Source organism: Rahnella sp. 1L-D-7-B-C2 (assembly GCF_057290995.1).
This window is the reverse complement of sequence record NZ_JBXAVQ010000008.1, coordinates 17929-41646: the sequence shown is the minus strand read 5'-3', so window position 1 is coordinate 41646 and position 23718 is coordinate 17929. Positions and strand designations below refer to the sequence as shown.

Sequence of the window (23718 nt, the reverse complement as noted above, 5' to 3'; positions counted from 1 at the left end):
GTGAGATGACTCAGCAAGAATTTGAGAATCGTCGTCAGGCACTTTTAGCCAAGATGGCACCAGGCAGCGCCGCCGTGATTTTTGCAGCACCCGAAGTGCCGCGCAGCGCTGACAGTGAATACCCGTATCGTCAGAACAGCGATTTCTGGTATTTCACCGGTTTCAACGAACCGGAAGCCGTGCTGATTCTGGTGAAAAGTGACGAGAACCACAACCACAGCGTGCTGTTCAACCGCGTGCGCGATCTCACTGCTGAAATCTGGTTTGGCCGTCGTCTCGGCCAGGATGCGGCACCGGCGAAGCTCGGCGTTACCAAAGCGCTGCCGTTCAGCGACATCAACCAGCAACTGCATCTGCTGCTTAACGGCCTGGACGTGGTGTACCACGCTCAGGGCGAATACGCCTACGCCGATGAAATCGTTAATCGTGCGATGGACAAACTGCGCAAAGGTTTTCGCCAGAACTTCTCCGCTCCGGCCACGGTGACTGACTGGCGTCCGTGGGTTCACGATCTGCGCCTGTTCAAATCCGCCGAAGAAATCAGCATTATGCGTCGCGCCGGACAAATCACCGCGCTGGCCCATACCCGTGCGATGGAAAAATGCCGTCCTGGGATGTTCGAATATCACCTTGAAGGTGAAATTCATCACGAATTTACCCGTCACGGTGCACGTTATCCTTCCTACAACACTATTGTCGGCGGTGGTGAAAATGCCTGTATTTTGCATTACACCGAAAACGAGTGTGAGCTGCGCGACGGTGATTTGGTGTTGATCGACGCCGGTTGTGAATACAAAGGCTACGCCGGTGACATTACCCGTACCTTCCCGGTGAACGGCAAATTCAGTAAAGCACAGCGCGAAATCTATGACATCGTGCTGGCGTCAGAATATAAAGCACTGGAAGTGCTTAAACCGGGCAGCAGCATTCAGGCCGCCACCGAAGCGGCTGTCCGCGTGATGATCGAAGGTCTGGTTAAATTGGGCGTGATGAAAGGCGACGTTGAGACACTCTATGCCGAGCAGGCGCACCGCCAGTTCTTCATGCACGGCCTGTCCCACTGGCTGGGGCTGGATGTGCATGACGTCGGCCATTATGGTTCGGTTGACCGTAGCCGTACGCTGGAACCTGGGATGGTACTGACCGTCGAACCCGGTTTGTACATTGCGCCGGATGCTGATGTACCCGAGGCCTATCGCGGCATCGGTATTCGTATCGAAGACGACATCCTGATCACCGCAACCGGTATTGAAATTCTGACCGGCGACGTAGTGAAAGAAGCTGACGATATTGAAGCCTTGATGGCGGCGGCACGTAAATAATATGAGCAACGTTTGTCTATGAGCATAGTGATTGTTGGCGGCGGAATGACCGGTGCCACACTGGCGCTGGCGATTTCCGCGCTGACGCAAGGGCGTCTGGCAGTGCATCTGGTGGAAGCCACTGCGCCGGAAAATCACGGGCATCCGGGGTTTGATGCCCGTTCGATAGCGCTGGCGCAGGGGACTTGTCAGCAGCTTGCTCGCGTAGGCATCTGGCCGGCACTGGCAAAAATCGCCACGCCGATCCGTGATATCCACGTCAGCGATCGTGGCCATGCGGCCTTTGTGCATCTCAATGCCGCGCATTACGGCGTTGAAGCATTAGGGCAGGTGGTTGAGCTGCATGAAGTCGGCAAACGTCTGTTTGCACTCCTGAAGGCGGCTCCGGGTGTCACGTTGCATTGCCCGGCTAAAGTCGTTGATATCGCAAGGACTGCAGATTCTGCCAGCGTCTCGCTGGATAGCGGTGAATCACTGACCGCACAGCTGCTGGTCGCCGCCGACGGTTCCCACTCTTCGCTGGCGAAGGCCTGTAATATTGGCTGGCAGCGTGAAGACTACGGTCAGATTGCGGTCATCACCAATGTCGCAACGTCTGAACCGCATCGTGGCCGCGCATTCGAACGCTTTACACAACACGGTCCGCTGGCCTTATTACCGATGTCCGACGGGCGCAGCTCGCTGGTGTGGTGCCATCCACGTGAGGCCAAAGCTGAAATCGATGGCTGGAGCGAAGCGCAATTTCTCAGTGAACTGCAAAAAGCCTTTGGCTGGCGTCTGGGCACGATGAAACAGGCTGGCAAGCGCTTTAGCTATCCGCTGCAATTACAGAAAGCCAACAGTCATATCAGCCACCGTCTGGCGCTGGTTGGCAATGCCGCCCAGACGCTGCATCCGATCGCCGGACAGGGCTTTAATCTTGGTTTGCGTGACGTGATGACGCTGGCGGAAACGCTGGCAAATGCTTGCGCGCACGGAACCGACGTCGGCAGTTATCGCGTGCTGAGTGAATACCAGCAGCGCCGTCAGCCCGATCAGCAGGCTACCGTCGGCGTGACCGATGGTCTGATCCACTTATTCGCTAATCGCTGGCTGCCATTAATGGTCGGACGTAATCTGGGTTTAATGGCGATGGAAGGTATTACGCCGCTGCGCGATGCTTTTACACGCAGGACTTTAGGCTGGGTTGACCGTTGAGCCTTTGATCCTTACAGGAAAAATTATGCAATCTTTTGATGTGGTTATCGCCGGGGGCGGGATGGTTGGTCTGGCGCTGGCGTGCGGATTACAGGGCAGCGGATTGCGCGTTGCGGTGCTTGAAAGCCAACAGCCGGATCTCGATTCTCCTTTGCCGGAACAACCGGGACTGCGTGTTTCAGCCATCAATGCCGCCAGTGAGCGTTTACTGAAATATATCGGTGTCTGGGACAATATCACCGCGCAGCGCGCCAATGCCTATCAGGGGATGGAAGTCTGGGATCGCGATAGCTTCGGCAAAATCGCGTTCCGTGGTGAAGAATACGGATTCAGCCATCTCGGTCACATCATTGAGAATCAGGTGATCCACCGCGCGTTATGGCAACAGGCGGAGAAATCCTCTGATATCACCCTGCTGGCACCCGCTACGCTGAAAAACGTCGCGTGGGGCGAAAACGACGCCTTTATCACGCTTAGTGACGAACGCCAGATGAGCGCGCGCTTAGTCGTTGGCGCAGACGGCGCACAGTCGTGGCTTCGTCAGCACGCCGATATCCCGTTGACATTCTGGGATTACCGCCATCATGCACTGGTGGCGACCATTCGCACCGAAGAGCCGCACCAGTCTGTTGCACGACAGGTCTTTCACGGCGATGGCATTCTGGCCTTTCTGCCGCTGGCCGATGCGCATTTATCTTCGATCGTCTGGTCCGTTTCGCCGGATGAAGCACAGCGACTGCACGGACTGGCACCGGAAGAATTCAACAAAATTCTCGCCAGCACTTTCGATCTGCGTCTGGGCATCTGTAGCGTGGAAAGCGAACGTCAGACCTTCCCGCTGACTGGTCGTTATGCCCGCAGCTTTGCCGGACAGCGTCTGGCGCTGGTGGGGGATGCGGCGCACACCGTGCATCCGCTGGCCGGGCAGGGCGTCAACTTAGGCTTTATGGATGCGGCCGAGCTGGCATCTGAGATCAGACGCCTGCAAAAAGAGGGCAAAGATTTCGGACAGCACATGTATCTGCGCCGCTACGAGCGCCGACGCAAGCATAGTGCAGCACTGATGCTAGCCGGAATGCAGGGATTTCGCGAACTGTTTGCCGGTGACAATCCGGCAAAGAAACTCCTGCGCGACATCGGCCTGACGCTGGCTGATTCTCTGCCGGGCGTAAAACCTAAATTAGTGCGTCAGGCTATGGGGCTGAACGATTTACCCGAATGGTTGCATGACGATCCGCTTCGATTGAAATAATCTAATTTCAGCTCAGTTTTTCCATTACATTTTCTAATCCGTGGCCGGATTTCTCATTCTGCAAATGGTGAGAAATCCGGCCTTGTCGTTATATAACGTCGATATTTTTGCTGTTTATTTGTAGATTTTGCGCCACAAACCCCATTTTCCCAGTCAAAAACTCTGCACAATGCCCCTGCTAATTAACTGACATTCCCTTTGCTCTGCATATTTTATCTTATGGTTAGCAGGGGGATTCGGTGGTAAGTTCAGGTAAAGGGTATCGTTTGCGCTCCCTGCGAATTTCGACTTTTTCAGGCAGCCTTTTCGTCATGAGGAATAAGATGGTTAAGCAGACTCAGCTTTTTGAACAACACGTCGCGTGCGGTGCGCGTATGGTCGATTTCCACGGCTGGATGATGCCTTTGCATTATGGCTCCCAGCTGGATGAACACCACGTTGTGCGCCAGGATGCCGGCATGTTCGACGTCTCCCACATGACCATTGTTGATCTCCGCGGTGCCCGTACCCGTGAATTCCTCCGTTACCTGCTGGCGAACGATGTCGCCAAACTCACCGTTCCTGGCAAAGCGCTGTACACCGGCATGCTTAACGCGTCGGGTGGCGTGATTGATGACCTGATTGTTTATTTCCTTACCGAAGATTATTTCCGCCTGGTGGTGAACTCCGCGACCCGCGAGAAAGATCTGGCATGGATTTCGCAGCATGCAGAACCGTACGGCGTCGAACTGACCGTGCGTGATGATTTAGCGCTGGTGGCCGTTCAGGGGCCGCAGGCGAAAGAAAAAGCCGAAACCTTATTCACCGCTGAACAAAAACAAGCTGTCGCGGGCATGAAGCCGTTCTTCGGCGTACAGGCGGGCGATCTGTTTATCGCGACCACCGGCTATACCGGTGAAGCGGGCTATGAAATCGCACTGCCGCAAGAACAGGTCGCAGATTTCTGGCAGAAATTGCTGGCGGCGGGCGTGAAGCCTGCGGGGCTTGGCGCGCGTGACACGCTGCGTCTGGAAGCGGGTATGAACCTTTACGGCCAGGAAATGGATGAAGGCGTTTCACCGCTGGCGGCCAACATGGGCTGGACCATCGCCTGGGCACCGGAAGACCGCAATTTTATTGGCCGTGAAGCGCTGGAAAGGCAGCGCGAGCAGGGCACTGAACAGCTGGTCGGTCTGGTAATGACCGAAAAGGGCGTATTGCGTAACGAACTGCCGGTGCATTTCACCGACGCCGCAGGCAACACCCAACAAGGCGTGATCACCAGCGGTTCATTCTCCCCGACGCTGGGCTATAGCATCGCGCTGGCGCGCGTTCCGGCAGGCATCGGCGAGCAGGCGATTGTGCAAATTCGTAACCGTGAGATGCCGGTAAAAGTCACCAAACCGGGCTTTGTCCGCAACGGTAAACCGCTGGCGCAGTAACCCATCCGATTGAATTGAACACAAAAATTTAAAAACATTTTCAGGAGATTATTAATGAGCAATGTTCCCGCAGAGTTGAAATATGCCTCTTCCCACGAATGGGTGCGTTCAGAAGGCAACGGCGTTTACACCGTGGGCATCACCGAACACGCACAGGAATTACTGGGCGACATGGTGTTTGTTGATCTGCCAGAAGTCGGCCGTGAAGTGGCCGCTGGCGAAGACTGCGCCGTGGCAGAATCCGTGAAAGCGGCTTCCGATATTTACTCCCCGATCAGTGGCGAAATCATCGCGGTGAACGGCGAGCTGGAAGGCTCCCCTGAGCTGGTGAACAGCGAGCCATACGGTGCCGGTTTCCTGTTCCAGATTAAAGCGTCAGACGAAGCCGAACTGGCTAACCTGCTTGATGCAGCAGCCTATGGTTCCTCGATCGACGAATAAGTAAGACTGCACGATCGCCTCGCAACCCGTTTGCGGGGCGCATTCAACACCCGTAGCTTTTGTCAGTATCCCAAGACACCTCCAGCAGATTTCAGGAATGCGTAGCAAATGACTCAGACTCTCAGCCAACTCGAACACAGCGAAGCGTTTATCGGCCGCCACATTGGTCCGTCTTCTCAGCAGCAGCAAGACATGCTGGAGACGGTCGGTGCCGGTTCGTTAAATGCCCTGGTCCAGCAGATCGTTCCGGTCGATATTCAGTTGCCGGGGCCACCGGCCGTCGGCGATGCCGTAACCGAACATCAGGCGCTGGCTGAGCTTAAAGCCATTGCCAGCCAGAATCAGCGCTACAAATCCTACATCGGTATGGGTTATAGCGCGGTGCTGACGCCGCCGGTTATCCTGCGCAATATGCTGGAAAATCCGGGCTGGTACACCGCGTACACGCCGTATCAACCCGAGGTGTCGCAGGGGCGTCTGGAATCACTGCTGAACTTCCAGCAGCTGACGCTGGATCTGACCGGTCTTGATCTGGCTTCGGCTTCATTGCTTGATGAAGCGACCGCCGCGGCTGAAGCGATGGCGCTGGCAAAACGCGCCAGCAAACTGAAAAACGCCAACCGTTTCTTTGTGGCTGACGATGTACACCCGCAAACTCTGGACGTAGTTCGCACCCGTGCTGAAACCTTTGGCTTCGACATCATTGTCGATAAAGCTGAGAAGGTACTGGATCTTGAAGGCGTGTTCGGCGTGCTGTTACAGCAGGTCGGTACCACAGGTGAAGTTCATAATTACAGCGCGCTGCTGGCTGAACTAAAATCCCGTAAAATTATCACCAGCGTTGCCGCTGACATTATGGCACTGGTGACGCTGACCGCGCCGGGCAAGCAGGGCGCGGATGTAGTCTTTGGTTCGGCACAGCGTTTTGGCGTGCCAATGGGTTACGGCGGCCCGCACGCGGCCTTCTTCGCCTGTATTGATGATTTCAAACGCTCGATGCCGGGCCGCATTATCGGCGTTTCCCGCGATGCTGCAGGTAAAACCGCACTGCGCATGGCGATGCAGACCCGCGAGCAACATATCCGCCGCGAAAAAGCCAACTCCAACATCTGTACCTCGCAGGTTTTACTGGCCAACATCGCCAGCCTGTATGCGGTATTCCACGGCCCAGAAGGCCTGAAACGCATTGCCTCACGCATTCACCGCCTGACCGACATTCTGGCCACTGGCCTGAAACAGGGCGGTCTGACCCTGCGTCACAATACCTGGTTCGATACCCTGACCGTGGAAGTGAAAGACAAGGCCGCCGTGCTGGAACGCGCGCTGAGCTTCGGTCTGAACCTGCGTACCGATATTCACGGTGCGGTCGGAGTGACGCTTGATGAAGCCACATCGCGCGAAGACGTGCAGATCCTGTTTGCTGCCCTGCTGGGTGACGACAACGGTCTGGATATCGATAAACTCGATAAAGCCGTCTCAACCGACAGTAACTCAATTCCTGCCGCGATGCTGCGCGTGGATCCGATCCTGACACATCCGGTATTCAATCAGTACCACAGCGAAACCGAGATGATGCGTTATATGCACCGTCTGGAGAAAAAGGATCTGGCGCTGAATCAGGCGATGATCCCGCTGGGCTCCTGTACCATGAAACTGAATGCCGCCGCCGAGATGATCCCAATCACCTGGCCGGAATTCGCTGAACTGCACCCGTTCTGCCCGACTGAACAGGCCGCCGGTTATCAGCAAATGATTGGTCAGCTGTCACAGTGGCTGGTGCAACTGACCGGTTACGATGCCGTCTGTATGCAGCCGAACTCTGGTGCGCAGGGCGAATACGCCGGTCTGCTGGCAATCCGCCGTTACCACGAAAGCCGTAACGAAAGCAGCCGTCACATTTGCCTGATCCCAAGTTCCGCGCACGGTACCAACCCGGCGTCAGCACAGATGGCGAGTATGACGGTGGTGGTGGTTGCCTGCGACAAACAGGGCAATATCGATCTGAGCGATCTGCGTGAGAAAGCGGCGCAGGCGGGCGATGCGCTGTCTTGTATCATGGTGACGTACCCGTCTACGCACGGCGTTTACGAAGAAACCATCCGCGAAGTTTGCCAGATTGTTCATCAGTACGGCGGTCAGGTTTACCTCGACGGCGCTAACATGAACGCACAGGTCGGCATCACCACGCCAGGTTATATCGGCGCGGACGTTTCGCACCTTAACTTGCATAAAACCTTCTGTATCCCACACGGCGGCGGTGGTCCGGGCATGGGCCCTATCGGCGTGAAAGCGCATCTGGCGCCGTTTGTACCGGGTCACAGCGTAGTACAGATTGACGGCGTCCTGACGCAAAACGGCGCGGTTTCCGCCGCACCGTTCGGCAGCGCCTCCATCCTGCCAATCAGCTGGATGTACATCCGCATGATGGGCGCGGAAGGCCTGAAACAGGCCAGCCAGGTTGCGATCCTGAACGCTAACTACATTGCCATCCGTCTGAAAGATGCTTATCCGGTGCTCTACACCGGCCGCGATGGTCGCGTGGCGCACGAATGTATTCTGGACATCCGACCGCTGAAAGAAGCCACCGGCATCAGTGAAATGGACATAGCCAAGCGTCTGATCGACTACGGCTTCCACGCTCCGACCATGTCCTTCCCGGTTGCCGGTACGCTGATGGTTGAGCCAACCGAATCAGAAAGCAAAGTCGAGCTGGATCGCTTTATCGACGCGCTGCTGGCCATCCGTGGTGAAATCGACAGCGTCGCCAAAGGCGAATGGCCGCTGGCTGATAACCCGCTGGTGAATGCTCCGCACGTGCAGGACGAGCTGGTCAGTGAGTGGACTCATCCGTATACACGCGAACTGGCAGTCTTCCCGGCAGGCAGTGAGAATAAATACTGGCCAGCGGTGAAGCGTCTGGATGACGTGTACGGAGACAGAAACTTGTTCTGCTCATGTGTGCCGATGAGTGATTACGAGTAATTAAACCCTTTGGGTTGCGACCCAAACCGGCCTTAAGGTCAGTTTGGGCTCGCCACCCGAACCGGGTTTAAGGTCAAGACCTTGGGTTGCCACCCAAACCGGCCTTAAGAGGCGCCTGTCGCCGCGCCTCTTAAGAATCTCCGGCTCTTTAAAACACGCGCTATCGCCAGGCCGATGGACGTGTTCTTGTACTTCCGCGTGTGGCGCAAAACCCTGCCGCTGTGCGGTGCCTTCTCTCGGTCTTCGAGCCTATGGTCTCGAAGCCGCTCCGTTCAGCAGGATTTTTTGATTGCGCCATCTCGCCATTTTTAATAGAAATCTGGATTGAGCAATTATCTGTTTTTTTGAAATGATCAGAGTGGGTGAAGTTGTAACCCGACCGTAGGGAACCGCGTAGCGGCGGGATTTTGCAGCAATAGCGAAAGCCGCTGAAACATAGCCGGTTTGCATGGCACATGTTTTAAAGAGCCTGGGATTCTTAAGTGGGGGCGGTGATAAGCCCCCCTTAAGGCCAGTTTGAGCGGCGAGCCCAAGGTATTGACCTTGAAATTAAAGCCAAAGTCAAAGCCAAAGTTGTCATTGAAACCATCCCCTCTATGATTTGCTTACCTTCCCCTATGGAGTTACCCATGAAAAGCGTAGCGTTAGTTACCGGTGCCAGCCGCGGCATCGGCCGTGCCACGGCGATATTACTCGCCGAACAAGGTTACGCCGTCGGCGTCAATTACATCAATAATGAAGCTGCCGCGCAGGATGTCGTCAACCAGATCACCGCCAACGGCGGAAGGGCAATGGCTCTGCAAGCCGATATCGCTGAAGAGACGCAGGTTGTGGCCATGTTCCAGCGGTTAACCAATGAACTCGGCCCGGTTACCGCACTGGTCAATAACGCCGGGATTCTGTTCCAGCAATCGACCATCGAAAATCTCACCGCTGAGCGGATCAACCATGTGCTGTCTACCAACGTGACCGGCTATTTCCTGTGCTGTCGCGAGGCAGTGAAAATTATGTCGCATCGTCATGGTGGAAAGGGCGGGGCGATTGTGAATGTTTCCTCAGCGGCCTCCCGGCTGGGCGCACCGGGTGAATATGTGGATTACGCGGCATCGAAAGGCGCGGTTGATACCCTGACCACCGGTCTGGCACTGGAAGTGGCGGCCTGCGGTATACGTGTTAATTGCGTGCGCCCCGGTTTGATCTACACCGACATTCACGCCAGCGGCGGTGAGCCGGGGCGGGTGGATCGCGTGAAAACCAGTTTGCCGATGCAGCGCGGAGGTCAGCCGGAAGAAGTCGCGCAGGCGATTTGCTGGTTGTTGTCGGATTCAGCCTCCTACGTGACCGGCAGTTTTCTGGAGCTGGCAGGCGGAAAATAATCCCCCCTGAGAAACGTCAAAAGCACCTGCGGGTGCTTTTTTTATTCCCAAACGGTCAAAACAACACAAACGGTCACATGCGGTCACTGGAGCGCACGAGGAATTGTGACCGTTTGCAAAACTGTTGCTGTCTTGTTGCAGCCTGAATGACGATTTAATGCCGTTCCCGCCACAGATCCAAACTTTAACATTTCATCTCTTCTCATCTTTTCGTGACAACTATCACATGACGACAGCGGCGAAAAATGCACGCGGTCGCTTTTGAGGCACTGCGCATTCCGTAAGCATCTGGCTGCGTATCCTAATTGACATCGGGAAAGAGGAATCACCACATGCTGCCTGTAGAACGCCATCGTTTTATCACTGAAATCCTCAGCCAGCGCGGACGCATTCTGGTACAGGAAGTGGCGCAGTTATGCCGCATCTCTCTGGAGACTGCGCGGCGCGATCTGGCACTGCTGGAAAGGCGCGGGATTTTGCAACGCAGTCATGGCGGCGCGGTATTTGCCCAACATGCGGCGTCCGGGACAGCCTCGGTGCCGTCGCAGATTGAGCAGGGAGAATCGTTTCGCGATCGCAGTAACCAGTCCCCCGACAGCAAAACCCGCATCGCCAAGCGCGCGTTGCAGCTGATTAATCCCGGCGATTGTTTGCTGCTCGACAGCAGCTCAAGCAGCTGGTTTCTGGCCCGGCAGTTGCCAGACATCCAGCTGGTGGTGTTGACCAACTCGGTGCACATCATCCAGACGCTGGCGGTGAAAGCCAATGTGCGGGTTATCGGGCTGGGCGGCGAGTATTCGGCGAAGTATGAGGATTTTGTCGGCGTACTCGCCGAACAAATGCTGAAAGAGTTCGTGATCAACAAACTGTTTTTCTCCTGTCACGGCATCAGCCACGAAGGCGGTATCCGTGAAAGTAACGAGCATCACGCACGGCTGAAACAGCAAATGCTGCTTTCCTCCGAGCACAAAATTTTGCTGGCCGATGCCAGCAAATTCGGCCGGCGCTCTTTTGCGCGGATCTGCCACTACCGGGAAATAGACACACTGATAACAGACCATCTCGAGGATGAAGAATTCCGACAGGAACTGGCCTGGAGCAACGTCAACGTAATTGAGGTTTCTCCTTCACCCCTACAGAAAAAAACTAAAAACAGCCGCAACGGCCCTCTCGCTGCGGCAAATAACTGAACCTCTTTGGAGAGAAAACATGATCAAGAAATCCGTTCTTGCCTGCCTGTTTGCCACAGCCATGTTGTCCCTGTCAGCCCACGCCGCCGACAAAATCCGCATGGGCGTGGTGGTGAAAGTCGGCGGTAACGCCTGGTTCAACGCGATGGAGGCCGGGATCAAAAGTGAAGCGGCCAAACGCGGGATCGACGCCTGGCAGGTCGGGCCGACCAGCGCCGATCCGGCATTGCAGGTGCGCGCCATTGAAGATCTGATTGCGCAAAAAGTGGATGTGATTGGCGTGGTGCCTAACGATGCCCGCGTGCTCGAACCGGTGCTGAAACGCGCCCACGACGCAGGGATCAAAGTCATCGTCCATGAATCCCCGGATCAGAAATACGCCGACTGGGATTTTGAAATGGTCGATGCCACCCAGCACGGCATTACGCACATGGTCGCCCTCGCACAGTGCATGAAAGAGAAGGGCGATTACGCGGTGTACGTCGGCAGCTTAACGGTGCCGCTGCATCAGAAATGGGCCGATGCCGCCATCAATTATCAGAAAGAGCACTACCCGAATATGCACCTGGTCGGTGACAAGTTTGGCGTCGGTGAATCCCTCGACGACAGCATCCGTACCACCAATGATCTGATGTCCAAAGACGCCAACCTGAAAGGCATTCTGGCGATCGGTTCACAAGGCCCGATCGGTGCAGGGCGTGCGGTGCTTAACCGCGGCAAAACGGACGATATCTGCGTATTCGGACCGTTCAGTCCGGGACAGGGCGCCAGTCTGGTCAAAGCCGGTGCCATCAAAGGCGGCTTTATCTGGAATCCGATGGTCGCCGGTGAAGTCTTCGTACGCATCGCCGAAAAGTTGGAAAAAGGTGAAAAAATCACTGACGGCATGACCATTGAAGGCATGGGCAAAGTCAAAGTAGATGACGCCACGCACACCATTCTGGGTAACAAAACCGAAAGTCTGGACAAAGCCAACCTGCCGAAACTGGTCAAAATGGGGCTGTAATCATGGCAATCTCCGAGATCATTCAAACAGACAACGAACCGCTGATTGATGTACAGAATCTGTCGGTGACCTTTGGCGGACAGCGTGCGCTCAACGATATCTCCCTGCGGCTGATGCCGGGCGAAGTTCACTGCCTGGCGGGCACCAACGGCTGCGGAAAAAGTACGTTGATCAAAGTGATCTCGGGGGTTTATCAGCCGGATAACGGCTGCCAGATCACGCTCAGCTCCCCTTCGCAGGGCAGCCAGCGTTTTAGCAAGCTGTCTCCGGATCAGGCGCGGCAGTTTGGCGTTCAGGTGATTTATCAGGATCTTTCGTTGTTCCCTAACCTGAGCGTCGCCGAAAACATCGCATTCGACCACAACCTGCACGGGCTGATGGGGTGGTATCGCCCGTCACGCTTGCGGGAGACCGCACAGCGCATTCTCACCGAACTGAATTACAGCTTAAATCTCGACAGTAAAGTCTCGACGCTGCCGATTGCCCAGCGGCAACAGGTGGCGATTTGCCGCGCGCTGGTTGCCGATGCGCGGCTGGTTATTATGGATGAACCCACCGCCTCGCTGACCCGAACCGAAGTCAACCAGCTGCTGCGCACCGTGCATTATCTGAAAAACAAAGGTATCAGCGTGGTCTTCGTCAGCCATCGCCTTGACGAAGTGCTGGAGATTTCCGACAGCGTGACGGTTATCCGCGACGGCAAAAAAGTCGGCACTTTCCCGGCTTCTGAGGTGAGCAGCGAACGTCTGACCGAGCTGATGACCGGCCTCAAACTCGATTACCGCCTGAAAGCCGCCAACATGAATGATGAACGCATCATGCTGGAAGCCGACAAGCTCACCCGCGAAGGCCAGTACCACGATGTCAGTTTCAAACTGCACGCCGGTGAAGTGCTCGGCCTGTGCGGCCTGCTCGGATCCGGGCGTACCGAACTGGCGCTCAGCCTGTTTGGGATGACCAAACCGGACAGCGGCAAACTGTATCTCGACAGCAAACCGGTACGTTTTCGCGGCCATGAAGACGCCATTAAATCCGGCATCGGCTACGTCTCGGAAGACCGGCTGACGCTCGGCCTGATCCAGCAACAGTCGGTCGGTGACAATACGGTGCTGGCGATCATGGATCAGCTACGCAGCCGTTTTCATCTGATCGACGAATACCGCAAAAACAAGATCATTCAGCAGTGGATCGAAAAACTCGGCGTCAAAGTCGCCAATCCGGATCAGGCGATCTCTACGCTGTCCGGCGGTAATCAGCAAAAAATCGTGCTGGCGAAGTGGGTGCTGACTCAGCCGAAAATTCTGATCCTCGATTCGCCGACCGTCGGCGTGGATGTCGGTGCCAAAGCCAGCATCTATCAGCTGATCCACCAGCTGGCGGAAGAGGGGATTTCGATCCTGTTGATTTCTGACGAAGTCCCGGAAGTCTATTTCAACTGTGACCGCGTGCTGCATTTCAGCGAAGGGACGGTGGTAGGTGAATACCTGCCGCGCGGCATTACTCAGCAACAGCTTGCGGAGGCAGTCAATGCTTAAGCTCAGCCGGTTACGCCCGTCCAGCAACGAAGGCTATCTGGCCTGGGTATTGCTGGTGGTTATCGTCACTTTTTCCCTGCTCACCAACCAGTTTCTAACCTTACAGAACCTGCTGGATCTCACTGAAAGCTACGCCGTCAGCGGCATTTTCGCGCTCGGTCTGTTTGTGGTGCTGGTCACCGGCGGTATCGACATTTCCTTTGCAGCGGTGGCGTCGGTGGTGCAGTACATCATCGCTACGCTGGCGATCCACTTTGGCCTGAGCAGCCCGGCGGGCAGCATTTTACTGGCTGTCGCCATCGGCACCGTGCTTGGGATGATCAACGCGATTCTGATCTACTGCCTGCGCATTGTGTCGATCATCGTCACCATCAGTATGCAGTCACTGCTGTTCGGGATGCTGATGTGGCTGACCAACGGCACCAGCCTGTACGACCTGCCTGACTGGCTGACTACGCCAATCCGGGTACTGCCGTTCAGCGTCGGCGAGCAGCATTATCAGATTGGCCTGCCGGTGGTGGTAATGCTGGGCGTCGCCGGGCTGAGCTGGATCCTGCTGAACAAAACGCACCTCGGGCGGCAGCTGTTTGCGGTCGGTGGCGATCAGGAATCAGCGCGCCGCATCGGGATCCGTGTCGGTCTGCTTCATCTTTTCGCTTACGGATATCTTGGCGCAATGGCGGCTATCGGCGGGCTGGTGCAGGTGTATCGCGTCGGTGAAGTGGTGCCGAATGCGCTGGTCGGTGGTGAACTGGACGTCCTCGCCGCCGCGGTACTCGGCGGCGCCAGCCTCAATGGCGGCAAAGGCAGCGTGGTCGGCACACTGATGGGGGTGTTCCTGATTGGCGTGCTGAAGAACGGTCTCAACCTGATAGGTGTTTCCAGCTACTTCATGAACATCGTCATAGGTGTGGTGATCGTCGCGGCCATCACCGTCACTCATTATAAAAAACGCAAAGAAACCGAAGTCGGCTTCGCCTGAGGAAAATCGCTATGTTCGCAAAAAGCAAAAATGTGAGTCTTAAGGCGAAGCCCGATGCGCGGCCTCGCCTGAAAATCGCTTCCCTGAAAATAGATAGCACGACACTCGGATTATCGCTGTTGCTGCTGGTGGTGATCATCGGCTTCAGTCTGGCCATGCCGGGGCGATTCTTCAGTGACGCCACCTTCATGAGCGTCGCCTTCCAGCTGCCGGAGCTCGGTTTGCTGACGCTGGCGATGTTTATCCCGATCCTCAGCGGCGGCCTGAACCTGTGCATTATCGCCACCGCTAACCTGACCAGCTTACTGATGGCCTGGGTGTTTCTGACCTGGCTGCCGCCGGATGCCAGCATGGCGATGCAGGCGGTGTGGCTGACGCTGGCGTTGGTCGGCGCAATGATTCTGGCGTTGGTGATTGGCATGCTGACCGGTGCGCTGGTGGCTTATGTCGGTGCGCATCCGATTCTGGTGACGCTGGCGACCATGACGATGGTGAACGGCGTCGGTATCTACCTTTCACGCGGCGCGGCGATCAGCGGCATGCCGGACATCGTGCGCTTCATCGGCGCAGAGACGCTGCTCGGCATCCCTGCGCCGCTGATTATTTTCCTGCTGACGGCGGTACTGGTGGCGGTGTTCTTAGAGCGCACACGCCTTGGAAAATACATTTACATGAGCGGCAGCAACATCAATGCCACCCATTTCAGCGGCGTGAACACCCACCGCGTGCTGATCGCCATCTACGTGATTTCCAGCATGTTATGCGTGATTGCCGGGCTGATCATGATGGCGCGTTTCAATTCGGCGCGCATGGGCTACGGCGATTCTTACCTGCTGCTGACGGTTCTCGCCATCATTCTCGGCGGCACCGACCCCAACGGCGGATTCGGCAAAGTGGCGGGCGTGGTGCTCTCGCTGATTGTTTTGCAGGTGATTTCCACCGGCCTGAATCTGATGAACGTCAGCCCGCATTTCAGCCTGGCGATGTGGGGCGCGGTGCTGATTGTGGTACTGGCGCTGAAATTCTTCCGCGCGCGCTTCTTGCAGAAACGGGCGGGGCGCATGAGCGCCGCCAAAGCGCGCGCGGCGCAACCTTAATGTTTTCATTTATTTATTGCTTCTGACCCAAGGACAACATCATGGAATACAAAATTTCTCCGTCGCTGATGTGCATGAGCCTGATCGACATCAAACAGCAACTGGCCGTGCTGAACCGCCGTGCCGATATGCTGCACATCGACATCATGGACGGTCATTACGTCAAAAATATCACTTTGTCGCCGTTCTTTATCGAGCAGATCCGCCCGCATACGCCGCTGATCCTCGACGTGCATATGATGGTGGAAAACCCGTCGGACTTTATCGAGCCGATTGCCCTCGCCGGTGCCGATTTTATCTGTCCGCACGCCGAAACCATCAACCGCGATGCGTTCCGCATCATTAACCAGATCCGCTCACTGGGGAAAAAAGTCGGCGTGGTGCTGAACCCGGCAACGCCGGTGGAGTACATCCAGCATTACATTCATCTGGTGGATAAAATCACCGTAATGACCGTCGATCCGGGCTACGCCGGGCAGCCGTTTATCCCGGAGATGCTGGGGAAAATAGCCCAGCTGCGCGATCTCAAACAGCAAAAAGGCTATCGCTATTTGATCGAGATCGACGGTTCCTGCAACCTGCGCACCTATCAGGATCTGCTGGCAGCGGGTGCGGAAGTGCTGATCGTTGGCAGCTCCGGCCTGTTCACGCTGGACGATGATCTGGATATCGCCTGGGACAAAATGCTCGATCAGATGCGTCAGGCGCGTCACGCAGCCTGAGGGCAGGAGAGCCGTATGCCGCACTTTCTCGGAGTCGACGTCGGGGGCACCAACACCCGTTTAATGCTGATGGACAGCCAGCAACAGTTTCACGGCTACCGCAAATGGCCGACCCAAAGCTGGGCAGGGCAGAGCTGCCCGTTAAGCGGTCTGGAAGGGCTGATCGCGGAATATCTGCTTACGCAGGATCCGCACTGTCAGGTGTCACAGGTGATGCTCGGCCTGCCGGGCGTTCTCTCCCGCGACCGCAATACCGTGCTGTCGCTGCCGTTCATTTCCGCGCTGGATAACCAGCCAGTGGCGGCGCTGTTGTCGGAGCGTCTGCATCTGCCGGTGACAATGGACAAAGACGTTAACCATCTGATGTGGTGGGATTTACAGCAGCACGGCGCGCTGCCGGACGTTGCGGTCGGGCTGTATCTCGGCACCGGCCTTGGCAACAGTTTGTGGATCAATGGGGATTTTTATCACGGCGCGCACGGTGGTGCCGGTGAGCTTGGTCATATCCCACTGGCAGGCAATCTGTTGCTCTGTCCGTGCGGTAAAACCGGCTGCGTCGAGACCCTGACTTCCGGCAACTGGCTGACCGGCTGGGCGCGACAACATGCGCCGCAAACGCCTTTCGCCGAGCTGTTTACGCGGCACGCCGGGCATGACGATTTAATCGAATTTGTTGCCCGTCTGGCACGTACCGTCGCCAGCGAAATGAACATTCTGGATCCAGAGTTTCTGGTGCTGGGCGGCGGCGTGCTGGCGATGGAGAACTTCCCGCTCGCTTTGCTCGAACAGCAGTTACGCAGTCATCTGCGCAGCCCGTATCCGGCGAACGGACTGAGTATTCACTTTAGCGCGATTACCGACGAGACCGGCTGCCGGGGTGCATGTCTGGCCGCACAGCGCGTTTTTCAGTCGCAGCCTGCCGTTGCAGCGCGACCGTTTTCCTTCAGGAGAGAGGCATGAACAAAGGCAAGGTATGCGTATTCGGTTCTTTCAACCTCGACATCGTCGCAGGCATGGCGCGCTTTCCGCAACCGGGGGAATCCCTGATTGCCCGCAACAGTATGATGGGCGCGGGCGGTAAAGGCGCAAATCAGGCCGTCGCCGCGCTGCGAGCCGGAGCCCGGGTGCATTACATCGGCAAAGTGGGGCGCGATGACTTCGGCATGTTCGCCCGTCGCCATCTCGACAGCGCCGGTTTCGACGCCGTCACGCTGTTTTCCACCGGCGAATGCCCGACCGGCAACGCGCTGATTTATGTTGCCGGTGCCGATGCGGAAAATATGATCGCAGTCGACCCAGGTGCCAACCTGACGGTCACCGACGAAGAGGTCGAACAGTGCCGTCCTGCTATCGCGGCGGCGGATATCCTGCTGACGCAGCTGGAAAATAATTTACCGGCGATCGAAAAGCTGATAGGCATAGCCAGAGAAAACGGCACCTACATTATCCTCAATCCTGCACCGTTCCAGCCGGTCTCCGACCATCTGCTGGCGCAGGTGGATCTGATCACGCCGAACGCCACGGAATGTACCCTGCTGACCGGCATTGAGGTACGCGATATTCCGTCGGCACAACGCGCCGCCCTCGCGCTGCACGCCATAGGAATAAAGGCGCTGATCATCACGCTCGGTACACAGGGCGCGCTGCTGTCGGTCAATGGTGAAACCCAGCTGATCGCCGCGTGCCCGGCAACGCCGGTCGATACCACCGGCGCGGGTGACGCCTTTAACGGCGCGCTGGCCGCACAGCTTGCCGCCGGAGCGACGCTGCAAGACGCCGCTTTGTTTGCTTCCGCCTACGCTTCAGTTTGTGTGGAAAGGGCCGGTGCGGCGGCGTCGATGCCGACGTTTGAGGAGGCGAAGGAGCGGATGAAGGTGGCGGTGGTTTGTGGAAATGCCGGATGAGGGGGTTATTTTTTGCTCCCCCTTTGCGAAAGGGAAGGCCGGGTGGGGGGATAACAGGCGACTTCAGAGTTGCCGTTGATACCGCCCCCCAACCCTCCCCTTCGCAGGGGAGGGAGTAAGACCGACGCAAATTTCGTTCAGTAACATTGCTGATATTTCATTCAAATAACCATCACGCAACCGCCATGTGACTGACACAAACGCAGGACAGGATAGGCACCTTATTTCGCTGCCCGGTAACCTGTAATGCGCCGTTTGTTGTTTCCTTATCTGATCTTGCTGCCGACGCTGATTTTCCTGTTTTTATTCACCTACTACCCTTTGTTTCAGTCGGCGATGGACAGCCTGTTTGACAGCCGTCTGTCGTCGGACGCCCCGCCGTTTGTTGGCCTGCAAAACTATCTGCGTCTGGTACAGGATTCCGTTTTCTGGCGCGCACTGCTCAATAATCTGGCTTACATCCTGATGACCGTCGTGCCCGGCATTGTGCTGGCGTTGTTGCTGGCGGTCGCGCTTTGGGAAAACAACTCGCTGAACCGCTGGCTGCGTACCGCGTTTTTCTTTCCGATGATTATCCCTCTGGTCAGCGCCGCAACCCTGTGGCTGTTCATTTTCATGCCCGGTATGGGGCTGCTGGATTACTACCTGGCGAAAATATTCGGGCCGATGAATAACAACTATCTCGGCATGAGCAACAGCGCACTGGTGGCGCTAAGCGTGATCGGCGTGTGGAAATTCGCAGGCTATTACATGCTTTTTTTCCTCGCCGGATTGCAGTCGATCCCTGTCTCGGCGCGTGAAGCCGCGTTGATGGAAGGGGCGTCACGTCCGCAAGTTTTCTTCTTTGTCACCCTGCCGCTGCTGCGCCCGACCATCAGTTTTGTGGTCACCATCGCACTGATTTATTCGATTACTCAGATAGATCACGTCGCTGTGATGACGCAGGGCGGTCCAAATAACGCCACCACTGTGCTGCTCTATTACATCCAGAGTCTGGCCAATGACACCCACGATTTAGGCAAAGCCTCGGCGGCGACCTTTCTGACGCTGGTGCTGTTGTTTGGTTTTTCGATGCTGAACCTGCGGGTGCTGGAAAGAGGAGCTCACTATGAGCGTTGAAACATCCGAAGGGCCGGTGATGGCCAGCAAAAAATCGCTGGCGGGGGCGCGCCCACCGTCGATGTTATTGCGCGGAGCCCGCCGTTCGACGCTGCCGGTTTTACTGCTGTGCACCGCCTTTTTGTGGATCGCACCGTTCCTGTGGATGCTGTCATCGGCGTTCAGTGAAAGCAGCTTTGGCTCGGATATGGCCTCGCTGTTGCCGCGTCTGCCGCTGACGTTGCAAAACTTCCGTGATGCGTGGGAAAGCGCCGACTGGCTGCGGCTCTACGCCAATACGATTTTCTTCTCGTTTGGCACGTTTCTGGTTCAGCTGGTGACGATCACTACCGCCGGATACGTCTTTGCATACCACGAGTTTCGCGGCAAACAGACGCTGTTCTATCTGCTACTTATCCAGCTGATGATCATGCCGGTCATCATGATGGTGCCGAACATGATGATCCTCAAACAGTTCGGGCTGCTCAACACATTGACTGGCGTGATGATGCCGTACTTCGCCTCGGCGTTTGGCGTGTTCCTGATGCGTCAGGCGTTCCTCAGTATTCCCCGTGAAATCGAAGAAGCTGCGTTGATGGAAGGCTGCCGCTGGTGGCAGGTGGTGTTCCGCGTGCTGATCCCGATGTCGTGGCCCGCCATTCTCGCTTTCGCCACCGTAAGTATCACCTATCACTGGAATGAATATCTGTGGCCGCTGATGGTGCTTAACGATCCGGATAAACAGGTACTGACCGTCGGGCTGGTCTCTTTTGCGATGGGCGCGGAATCGGGCGGGCAGTGGGGCTTAATTACTGCCGGAACGCTGATGGTGTGCCTGCCGCTAATGCTGGCGTTCATTATTTTTCAGAAACAGTTCCTGAAAAGCTTCGGCTTCTCGGGGATCAAATAAAGGAGTCATCCATGTTTTTAGCTCAGATTTCCGACATGCACTTTCGCAGCCAAGGCCGCAAACTGTATGACTTTATCGACGTGAACGGCTGCAACGCCGAAGTGGTCAGCCAGCTGAATGCGCTGGAAGAACAACCGGATGCAGTGGTGATCACCGGCGATATCGTCAACTGCGGCCTGCCGCAGGAGTATGAAGTCGCGCGCCGCACGCTGGGCAATCTGCGTTATCCACTGTTCATCATTCCCGGTAACCACGATGACAAAGCGCAGTTTCTGGAAGCGCTGCATCCGCTGTGTCCGCAGCTCGGCACCGATCCGCAGAATATGCGTTACGCCATTGATGATTTCCCGATGCGTCTGCTGTTTGTCGATTCCAGCCTGGCCGGTGAATCGAAAGGATTTCTGACGCTGGAAACGCTGGCGTGGCTGGAAGGTCAGCTGGAGCAGGGCGGCGATAAACCGACGGCAGTATTTATGCACCATCCACCCGTTAAGGTCGGTTCAGCGCAGATGGACGCGATTTCCTGCGAAAACGGCGATCAACTGCTGGCGCTGATAGACCGCTTCCCGTCGCTGGTTCGCGTATTCTGCGGGCACACGCACCGCCTGATTTTCACCCAGTATAAACAGGCGATCATCACCACCATTCCCGGCACGGTGCATCAGGTGCCGTACTACCACCATAACCCCGCGCCGTTTTATAACCTCGAACCGGCGGCCTGCGTCATGCACCGTCTGGTGGATAACACCGGGCTGGTCAGCTATCTGCATCCGCTGTCGCAGTATCCGGGGCCGTATCTTTACGACGCGCAAATAAGTTGCCCGATGGATGAGCAATGATGTCGGGTATTCGTCTGGAAAATATTTCCAAGCAATTTGAAGGCAGTATGGCGGTAAATCAGCTGTCGCTGGAAATCGCCGACGGCGAATTTCTGGTGCTGGTCGGGCCGTCGGGCTGTGGCAAAAGTACCTTGCTGCGGCTGCTGGCCGGTCTGGAAGAGGTCACCGACGGACGCATTTTACTCGATGGCAGTGACATCACCGCGTTGCCGCCGCGTGAACGTAACTTCTCGATGATTTTTCAGAACTACGCGCTGTTCCCGCATATGACCGTTGAGCAGAACATTACGTTCGGGATGCGGATGCGCAATGAACCGAAAGATCAGCATAAGGCGCGTGTGGATCGCGTAGCCGGATTATTGCAGCTGGAGCCGTTGCTTAAACGTAAACCGGGCAAGCTCTCCGGCGGGCAGCGTCAGCGGGTGGCGATGGCGCGCGCCATCGTGCGTGACCCCAAACTGTTCCTGATGGATGAACCGCTGTCGAATCTCGATGCCCGGCTGCGCACCGAAGTCCGCGATGGCATTATGCAATTACATCAGCAGCTGAAAACCAGCACCGTTTACGTCACTCACGATCAGATGGAAGCCATGACCATGGCTGACCGGATCGCCGTGCTGGATAAAGGCCATCTGCAACAAATTGGCACACCGGAAACGCTTTACGCGCATCCGGCCAACCTGTTTGTCGCAGGATTTATCGGCACACCCTCGATGAATCTGGTTCTTCTGCCATGCATCTCAGGCGTGCTGACCGTCGAAAACCAGCCGGTACGTCTGCCGCAGACTGACCATGCGCAGAGGCTCGATGAGGTGTATCTGGGCATCAGACCCGAACACATCAGCGACCAGCCGGTAGAAGGCGAAAGCCTGCAATTACAGGCGACGATGACCTATCGCGAACTGCTCGGCGCGGAGTATTTGTGTCACGCAGACACGGCGCTGGGGAAAATTCGCTACGTGCGTAAAAACCAGCTGCGGGAAAACGTCGGGGAGATCCCACAACCCGGCGACCGCATCACTTTGTATTTTTCTTTGTACGACCTTCATCTTTTTTCAGGCCAAAACCAGCTGAATTTACAACACAGTCACCGGGAGAATCACCATGCGTTGCAACAGGCTTAAATTAAACACGCTGACGCTATCCCTCGGCTTAATCGCCGCAGGCTCTGCGTTCGCCAAAGAAAATATCGATTTCATGTTCCCTGCGCCGGTTGACGGCAAGCTGACCACGGAAATGAACCGCGTTATCAAAGAATTTAACCAGTCACAAAACGACGTTGAAGTGCGCGGAATTTTTACCGGCAACTACGACACCACCAAAGTGAAAGCGGAAGCGGCGGCCAAATCCGGTCAGCCACCGGCGTTGGTGATTATGTCCGCTAACTTCACGGCGGATCTGGCGATCAAAAATGAAATCCTGCCGATGGATGAATTGTTCAAGTTTGGCGATCAGAAAGCCTCGCTTTTTCTGGCGCAAAACTTCTGGCCTGCGATGCGTCAGAACGCCCAGCTGAACGGCGTGACGTACGCCATTCCGTTCCATAACTCGACGCCAATTCTCTATTACAACAAAGACATGTTTGCTAAAGCAGGTATCACCGCGCCGCCGAAAGACTGGGATGAAGTGCAGGAAGACTCGAAAAAGCTGACGGATGCGGCTAAAGGCCAGTGGGGCATCATGTTGCCATCGACCAACGATGACTATGGTGCCTGGATTTTGTCGGCGCTGACCCGCGCCAACGGCGGTCAATACTACAACGCCGATTATCCGGGCGAAGTGTATTACGACAAACCCTCCACTACCGGCGCACTGCGCTTCTGGCAGGATCTGGTGTATCGCGACAAAGTCATGCCTTCCGGCGTGCTGAACTCCAAGCAAATCAGCGCGGCGTTCTTCTCCGGCAAACTCGGTATGACCATGCTGAGCACTGGCGCGCTAGGGTTTATGCGTGAAAACACCAAAGATTTTGAGCTGGGTGTCGCGATGATGCCAGCCAAAGTGCGTAATGGCGTCAGCATCGGCGGCGCGAGTCTGGTGAGTTTTAAAGGGATTTCCGATGACCAGAAGAAAGCTGCTTACACCTTCCTGCAATATCTGGTCAGCCCGAAAGTGAACGGCGCATGGAGCCGCTTCACCGGATATTTTTCACCGCGCATGGCGTCTTATGACACGCCGGAAATGAAAGAGTATCTGGCGAAAGACCCGCGAGCGGCCATTGCGCTTGAGCAGCTGAAATATGCCTATCCGTGGTATTCCACCTATGAAACCGTCGCTGTGCGTCAGGCCATGGAGAACCAGTTGGCCGCACTGGTCAATGACGAGAAAGTCACACCGCAAGCCGCGGCTGCGCAGGCGCAGAAAGACGCCGATACCATCATGAAACCTTATGTGGATTCCACGGCGCTGAAGGTAGTGAAGTAAGTTTTTTACGCCCCATCCCT

The 23718-nt window shown here is 56.2% G+C and carries 20 protein-coding genes; all 20 read left to right on the top strand.

Features of this window, described 5'->3' with window-relative positions:
* Positions 1-5 precede the first annotated feature (5 nt).
* Positions 6-1322: a Xaa-Pro aminopeptidase gene (gene pepP / locus AC0Z7K_RS14535; RefSeq protein ID WP_485614992.1), complete on the top strand. Its 1317-nt coding sequence runs from the start codon at positions 6-8 to the stop codon at positions 1320-1322.
* Between the two features lie 18 nt (positions 1323-1340).
* On the top strand, positions 1341-2519 hold the full coding sequence (gene ubiH, locus AC0Z7K_RS14530) for a 2-octaprenyl-6-methoxyphenyl hydroxylase (RefSeq protein WP_485614991.1): 1179 nt from the start codon (positions 1341-1343) through the stop codon (positions 2517-2519).
* A 25-nt stretch (positions 2520-2544) separates the two neighbouring features.
* A complete protein-coding gene (gene ubiI / locus AC0Z7K_RS14525) occupies positions 2545-3771 on the top strand; it encodes an FAD-dependent 2-octaprenylphenol hydroxylase (protein WP_485614990.1) in 1227 nt (408 codons plus the stop codon).
* Between the two features lie 323 nt (positions 3772-4094).
* On the top strand, positions 4095-5192 hold the full coding sequence (gcvT, locus tag AC0Z7K_RS14520) for a glycine cleavage system aminomethyltransferase GcvT (protein WP_485614989.1): 1098 nt from the start codon (positions 4095-4097) through the stop codon (positions 5190-5192).
* Positions 5193-5246: 54 nt separating this feature from the next.
* Complete coding sequence (gene gcvH / locus AC0Z7K_RS14515; protein ID WP_112164197.1) at positions 5247-5633, top strand: glycine cleavage system protein GcvH; 387 nt, start codon at positions 5247-5249, stop codon at positions 5631-5633.
* 108 nt (positions 5634-5741) lie between these two features.
* On the top strand, positions 5742-8615 hold the full coding sequence (gene gcvP / locus AC0Z7K_RS14510) for an aminomethyl-transferring glycine dehydrogenase (protein ID WP_485614988.1): 2874 nt from the start codon (positions 5742-5744) through the stop codon (positions 8613-8615).
* 629 nt (positions 8616-9244) lie between these two features.
* Positions 9245-9991: an SDR family oxidoreductase gene (locus AC0Z7K_RS14505; RefSeq protein ID WP_485614987.1), complete on the top strand. Its 747-nt coding sequence runs from the start codon at positions 9245-9247 to the stop codon at positions 9989-9991.
* A gap of 332 nt (positions 9992-10323) precedes the next feature.
* Positions 10324-11181 (top strand): DeoR/GlpR family DNA-binding transcription regulator, encoded by an 858-nt coding sequence (locus AC0Z7K_RS14500; RefSeq protein WP_213051292.1) that lies wholly within the window; start codon positions 10324-10326, stop codon positions 11179-11181.
* A 19-nt stretch (positions 11182-11200) separates the two neighbouring features.
* The gene (locus tag AC0Z7K_RS14495; RefSeq protein ID WP_482017817.1) at positions 11201-12187 is read left to right on the top strand and encodes a substrate-binding domain-containing protein; all 987 of its coding nucleotides are present in this window, start codon (positions 11201-11203) and stop codon (positions 12185-12187) included.
* Between the two features lie 2 nt (positions 12188-12189).
* The gene (locus tag AC0Z7K_RS14490) at positions 12190-13722 is read left to right on the top strand and encodes a sugar ABC transporter ATP-binding protein (RefSeq protein WP_485614986.1); all 1533 of its coding nucleotides are present in this window, start codon (positions 12190-12192) and stop codon (positions 13720-13722) included.
* Positions 13715-14704, top strand: coding sequence for an ABC transporter permease (locus tag AC0Z7K_RS14485; protein WP_413527985.1), 990 nt, complete (start codon positions 13715-13717; stop codon positions 14702-14704). Before AC0Z7K_RS14490 ends, AC0Z7K_RS14485 begins: the two co-directional genes overlap by 8 nt.
* Positions 14705-14715: 11 nt before the next feature.
* Positions 14716-15801: an ABC transporter permease gene (locus tag AC0Z7K_RS14480; RefSeq protein WP_485614985.1), complete on the top strand. Its 1086-nt coding sequence runs from the start codon at positions 14716-14718 to the stop codon at positions 15799-15801.
* Between the two features lie 41 nt (positions 15802-15842).
* Complete coding sequence (gene alsE / locus AC0Z7K_RS14475; protein WP_413527987.1) at positions 15843-16523, top strand: D-allulose 6-phosphate 3-epimerase; 681 nt, start codon at positions 15843-15845, stop codon at positions 16521-16523.
* Between the two features lie 15 nt (positions 16524-16538).
* Entirely contained in the window at positions 16539-17483 is a 945-nt protein-coding gene (gene alsK / locus AC0Z7K_RS14470; RefSeq protein WP_485614984.1) for an allose kinase, read from the top strand.
* Positions 17480-18427 carry a ribokinase gene (gene rbsK, locus AC0Z7K_RS14465; RefSeq protein WP_485614983.1) on the top strand — a complete coding sequence of 316 codons (948 nt, stop codon included), beginning with the start codon at positions 17480-17482 and terminating at the stop codon, positions 18425-18427. The genes alsK and rbsK overlap by 4 nt, the downstream gene beginning before the upstream one ends.
* Before the next feature lie 246 nt (positions 18428-18673).
* Positions 18674-19546 carry a carbohydrate ABC transporter permease gene (locus AC0Z7K_RS14460; RefSeq protein WP_485614982.1) on the top strand — a complete coding sequence of 291 codons (873 nt, stop codon included), beginning with the start codon at positions 18674-18676 and terminating at the stop codon, positions 19544-19546.
* A complete protein-coding gene (locus tag AC0Z7K_RS14455; RefSeq protein ID WP_485614981.1) occupies positions 19536-20435 on the top strand; it encodes a carbohydrate ABC transporter permease in 900 nt (299 codons plus the stop codon). Before AC0Z7K_RS14460 ends, AC0Z7K_RS14455 begins: the two co-directional genes overlap by 11 nt.
* A gap of 11 nt (positions 20436-20446) precedes the next feature.
* Complete coding sequence (locus AC0Z7K_RS14450; protein ID WP_485614980.1) at positions 20447-21274, top strand: phosphodiesterase; 828 nt, start codon at positions 20447-20449, stop codon at positions 21272-21274.
* On the top strand, positions 21274-22398 hold the full coding sequence (locus AC0Z7K_RS14445; RefSeq protein WP_485615076.1) for an ABC transporter ATP-binding protein: 1125 nt from the start codon (positions 21274-21276) through the stop codon (positions 22396-22398). The genes AC0Z7K_RS14450 and AC0Z7K_RS14445 overlap by 1 nt, the downstream gene beginning before the upstream one ends.
* Complete coding sequence (locus AC0Z7K_RS14440) at positions 22379-23698, top strand: ABC transporter substrate-binding protein (RefSeq protein WP_485614979.1); 1320 nt, start codon at positions 22379-22381, stop codon at positions 23696-23698. The genes AC0Z7K_RS14445 and AC0Z7K_RS14440 overlap by 20 nt, the downstream gene beginning before the upstream one ends.
* Positions 23699-23718 lie beyond the last annotated feature (20 nt).

What these genes read in the sequence shown, in the direction of transcription:
- AC0Z7K_RS14450 (WP_485614980.1), top strand. Translation starts at nt 20,447, where the DNA reads ATGTTTTTAGCTCAGATTTCCGACATGCACTTTCGCAGCCAAGGCCGC.
- ubiH (WP_485614991.1), top strand. Translation starts at nt 1,341, where the DNA reads ATGAGCATAGTGATTGTTGGCGGCGGAATGACCGGTGCCACACTGGCG.
- alsK (WP_485614984.1), top strand. Translation starts at nt 16,539, where the DNA reads ATGCCGCACTTTCTCGGAGTCGACGTCGGGGGCACCAACACCCGTTTA.
- alsE (WP_413527987.1), top strand. Translation starts at nt 15,843, where the DNA reads ATGGAATACAAAATTTCTCCGTCGCTGATGTGCATGAGCCTGATCGAC.
- AC0Z7K_RS14495 (WP_482017817.1), top strand. Translation starts at nt 11,201, where the DNA reads ATGATCAAGAAATCCGTTCTTGCCTGCCTGTTTGCCACAGCCATGTTG.
- ubiI (WP_485614990.1), top strand. Translation starts at nt 2,545, where the DNA reads ATGCAATCTTTTGATGTGGTTATCGCCGGGGGCGGGATGGTTGGTCTG.
- AC0Z7K_RS14480 (WP_485614985.1), top strand. Translation starts at nt 14,716, where the DNA reads ATGTTCGCAAAAAGCAAAAATGTGAGTCTTAAGGCGAAGCCCGATGCG.
- AC0Z7K_RS14455 (WP_485614981.1), top strand. Translation starts at nt 19,536, where the DNA reads ATGAGCGTTGAAACATCCGAAGGGCCGGTGATGGCCAGCAAAAAATCG.
- AC0Z7K_RS14445 (WP_485615076.1), top strand. Translation starts at nt 21,274, where the DNA reads ATGTCGGGTATTCGTCTGGAAAATATTTCCAAGCAATTTGAAGGCAGT.
- AC0Z7K_RS14505 (WP_485614987.1), top strand. Translation starts at nt 9,245, where the DNA reads ATGAAAAGCGTAGCGTTAGTTACCGGTGCCAGCCGCGGCATCGGCCGT.
- AC0Z7K_RS14500 (WP_213051292.1), top strand. Translation starts at nt 10,324, where the DNA reads ATGCTGCCTGTAGAACGCCATCGTTTTATCACTGAAATCCTCAGCCAG.
- AC0Z7K_RS14485 (WP_413527985.1), top strand. Translation starts at nt 13,715, where the DNA reads ATGCTTAAGCTCAGCCGGTTACGCCCGTCCAGCAACGAAGGCTATCTG.
- pepP (WP_485614992.1), top strand. Translation starts at nt 6, where the DNA reads ATGACTCAGCAAGAATTTGAGAATCGTCGTCAGGCACTTTTAGCCAAG.
- rbsK (WP_485614983.1), top strand. Translation starts at nt 17,480, where the DNA reads ATGAACAAAGGCAAGGTATGCGTATTCGGTTCTTTCAACCTCGACATC.
- gcvP (WP_485614988.1), top strand. Translation starts at nt 5,742, where the DNA reads ATGACTCAGACTCTCAGCCAACTCGAACACAGCGAAGCGTTTATCGGC.
- AC0Z7K_RS14440 (WP_485614979.1), top strand. Translation starts at nt 22,379, where the DNA reads ATGCGTTGCAACAGGCTTAAATTAAACACGCTGACGCTATCCCTCGGC.
- gcvT (WP_485614989.1), top strand. Translation starts at nt 4,095, where the DNA reads ATGGTTAAGCAGACTCAGCTTTTTGAACAACACGTCGCGTGCGGTGCG.
- AC0Z7K_RS14460 (WP_485614982.1), top strand. Translation starts at nt 18,674, where the DNA reads ATGCGCCGTTTGTTGTTTCCTTATCTGATCTTGCTGCCGACGCTGATT.
- AC0Z7K_RS14490 (WP_485614986.1), top strand. Translation starts at nt 12,190, where the DNA reads ATGGCAATCTCCGAGATCATTCAAACAGACAACGAACCGCTGATTGAT.
- gcvH (WP_112164197.1), top strand. Translation starts at nt 5,247, where the DNA reads ATGAGCAATGTTCCCGCAGAGTTGAAATATGCCTCTTCCCACGAATGG.